Annotated in this window: 2 protein-coding genes and 1 pseudogene; 1 reads left to right on the top strand and 2 read right to left on the bottom strand. The window is 73.2% G+C overall.

The features are described 5' to 3' along the window. The coding region (locus tag CCN42_RS18940) for a MinD/ParA family ATP-binding protein (RefSeq protein ID WP_143661949.1) at window positions 1–1,435 on the top strand (1,435 nt) is incomplete at its 5' end. A 74-nt stretch (window positions 1,436–1,509) separates the two neighbouring features. On the opposite strand, the gene CCN42_RS18945 is transcribed toward CCN42_RS18940, so the two are convergent. Continuing rightward, window positions 1,510–2,472, bottom strand: coding sequence for a bifunctional riboflavin kinase/FAD synthetase (locus CCN42_RS18945; RefSeq protein ID WP_086737253.1), 963 nt, complete (start codon window positions 2,470–2,472; stop codon window positions 1,510–1,512). Window positions 2,473–2,657: 185 nt separating this feature from the next. Further along, window positions 2,658–3,038, bottom strand: a pseudogene (locus CCN42_RS18950) (serine protease); the annotation flags it as partial.

Genomic DNA, 3,038 nt, shown 5'->3' on the forward strand with positions numbered 1-3,038 from the left:
ACCCCCGTTCGCGCAGCCCTCGTTCGCCCAGCCCCCCGTCGACCCCCGGTCCGGTGCCGCGTGGCCGCAGCCGGTGCAGCACGACCAGCGGCAGCCCACCAACCCCGGTGCCGCACCGCTCGGTTACACGGCGGCCGTGGAGCTGTCCTCGGACCGGCTGCTCAACAGCAGGAAGCAGAAGGCGAAGAGCAGCCGCCCGGCGGCCGGCGGCGGCCGGTTCAAGCTCGGCGGGAAGAAGGAGGAGGCCGAGCGGCAGCGCAAGCTGGAGCTGATCCGCACGCCGGTGCTGTCCTGCTACCGCATCGCGGTCATCAGCCTCAAGGGCGGCGTCGGCAAGACCACCACGACCACCGCGCTCGGCTCCACGCTCGCCATCGAGCGGCAGGACAAGATCCTCGCGATCGACGCCAACCCGGACGCCGGTACGCTCGGCCGCCGGGTGCGCCGCGAGACCGGGGCCACCATCCGCGACCTCGTCCAGGCGATCCCGTACCTGAACTCGTACATGGACATCCGGCGGTTCACCTCGCAGGCCCCCTCCGGCCTGGAGATCATCGCCAACGACGTCGACCCGGCCGTCTCCACGACGTTCAACGACGAGGACTACCGGCGCGCGATCGACGTCCTGGGCCGGCAGTACCCGGTCATCCTCACCGACTCGGGCACCGGTCTGCTCTACAGCGCCATGCGTGGTGTGCTCGACCTGGCCGACCAGCTCATCATCATCTCCACCCCGTCCGTGGACGGCGCGAGCAGCGCGAGCACCACCCTGGACTGGCTCTCCGCGCACGGGTACGCCGACCTGGTGTCCCGCTCGATCACCGTCATCTCCGGTGTCCGCGAGACCGGAAAGATGATCAAGGTCGAGGACATCGTGGCGCACTTCGAGACCCGCTGCCGGGGTGTGGTGGTCGTCCCCTTCGACGAGCATCTGGCCGCCGGTGCCGAGGTCGACCTCGACATGATGCGGCCGAAGGTGCGCGAGGCCTACTTCAACCTCGCGGCCATGGTCGCCGAGGACTTCGCCCGCCACCAGCAGGCGCAGGGCCTGTGGACCAGCGACGGCAACCCGCCGCCCGTGGCGGCCCCGCCGATGCCGGGCCAGCCCGTCCCCGGCCAGCCGTACCCTGGCCAGCCGTTCCCCGGCCAGCCGCCTGTCCCCGGCCAGCCGATGCCTGGTGGCCAGCCCGGCCAGTACGCCCATCCCGGCCAGCAGCCCTACGCCCCGGCCCAGCCCTACGCCCAGCCGGGACAGCCCGCCCAGCCGGGTCAGCAGCCCTACCCGCAGCAGCCCGGCCAGCAGCCGTACCCGCAACAGCCGGGCTACCCCCAGCCCGGCCAGCAGCCCGGACACCCCGGCCACCCGGGCCAGCCGGCACAGCCGGGACAGCCGGGACAGCCGGGCGGCGGTCCCGAGGCCCCGCCCCAGCAGTAGCCCGCTCCTCCCCCGGTCAAGACGAAGGCGGCCGGTGCCCCGAGGCACCGGCCGCCTTCACGTCGTACCACCGGCTATGCGGACTCCACGTCCCCCGCCGCGGCCACCAGCTCCCTGCACCGCTGCACGTCCTGCGCCATCTGCTCCAGCAGCGCGTCCAGCGTCTCGAACTTCGCCTGGCCGCGCACGTAGGCGAGGAAGTCGACGGCGACATGAAGGCCGTACAGATCCAGGCCCTCACGGTCGATGGCGTACGCCTCCACCGTGCGCTCGGTGCCGTCGAACTGCGGGTTGGTGCCGACGGAGATGGCGGCCGGCATCGCCTCGCCCTGGGCGTGCAGCCAGCCGGCGTAGACGCCGTCGGCGGGGACCGCGGTGTGCGGGAGGGTCTCGACGTTGGCCGTCGGGAAGCCGAGTTCGCGTCCGCGCTGGGCGCCGCGCACCACGATGCCCTCGACGCGGTGCGGCCGGCCGAGGATCTCGGCGGCGCCCGCCACATCGCCCTCGGCGACGAGCCGCCGGGTCAGGGTGGAGGAGAACGGCTCGCCGCCGCCCGCCTCTCCGGAGACGTACAGGTCGACGACCTCGACCTCGAAGTCGTAGGTCTTGCCCTGCTCGGCGAGGAACGCGACATCGCCCGCCGCGCGGTGGCCGAAGCGGAAGTTGGGGCCCTCGACGACCGCCTTGGCGTGCAGCTTGTCGACCAGGACCTTGACCACGAAGTCGGCCGCGGACAGCTTCGAGAACTCGGTGGTGAACGGCAGGATCAGCACCGCGTCCACGCCCAGCTCCGCCATCAGTTCACAGCGGCGGTGGTGCGGGGCGAGCAGCGGCGGGTGGCTGCCGGGGCGGACGACCTCGCTGGGGTGCGGGTCGAAGGTGACCACGACGGCGGGGACGCCCAGCTCGCGGGCGCGTTCCACGGCGTGCCGGATGATCAGCTGGTGTCCGCGGTGGACTCCGTCGTAGGAGCCGATGGTGACGACGCTGCGCCCCCAGTCCTGGGGGATGTCCTCCAAGCCACGCCAGCGCTGCACTGTGACCGCTCCTCGAACCCGTGTCTGACTCTTACGGATGCCTCTTATGCAGCTCTAAGGGTGCCATGCCGGGTCTCCGCCGCCCGCATCGGCATGGTCGCTGTGACCCGTCGCACCCGGCGGGCCATGGACCGGGACGTGGATCGGGACATGGATCGCCGCACCCCGCGGATCACGCCGTGCGCTCACGCGGGCACCCGTACGCCCGCCAGATGCTCCAGCGTCCGGCGGGTGCTGGGCCCGACGAGCGCGGCCCAGTCACCGGGCTCCCCGGACAGCCAGCCGGCCATGCGCGCGGCGAATCCCGGCACCTCACGGGCCAGGTCGACCAGGCTCCGGTCGTAGCGGGTCGCCCCGTCGGGAGTGCGCACGAGCCGCACGCCGAGGCCGTGGACCAGCTCGCGCAGATCGTCCGGGGCCTGCCGGGCGGCGGCCCGCAGCAGCGCTTCCAGGACGGCCGGGTCGCGCTCCTCGGCCAGCAGGAGGTCGCGCAGCTCGCGGCGCGGGGTCCCGGGGGCGGCCAGTACGGCGGCGAGGGCGGCCCGCAGCGGGCCGCCCTCGCCGCC

Source organism: Streptomyces glaucescens (assembly GCF_002154375.1).
Taxonomy (GTDB): domain Bacteria; phylum Actinomycetota; class Actinomycetes; order Streptomycetales; family Streptomycetaceae; genus Streptomyces; species Streptomyces glaucescens.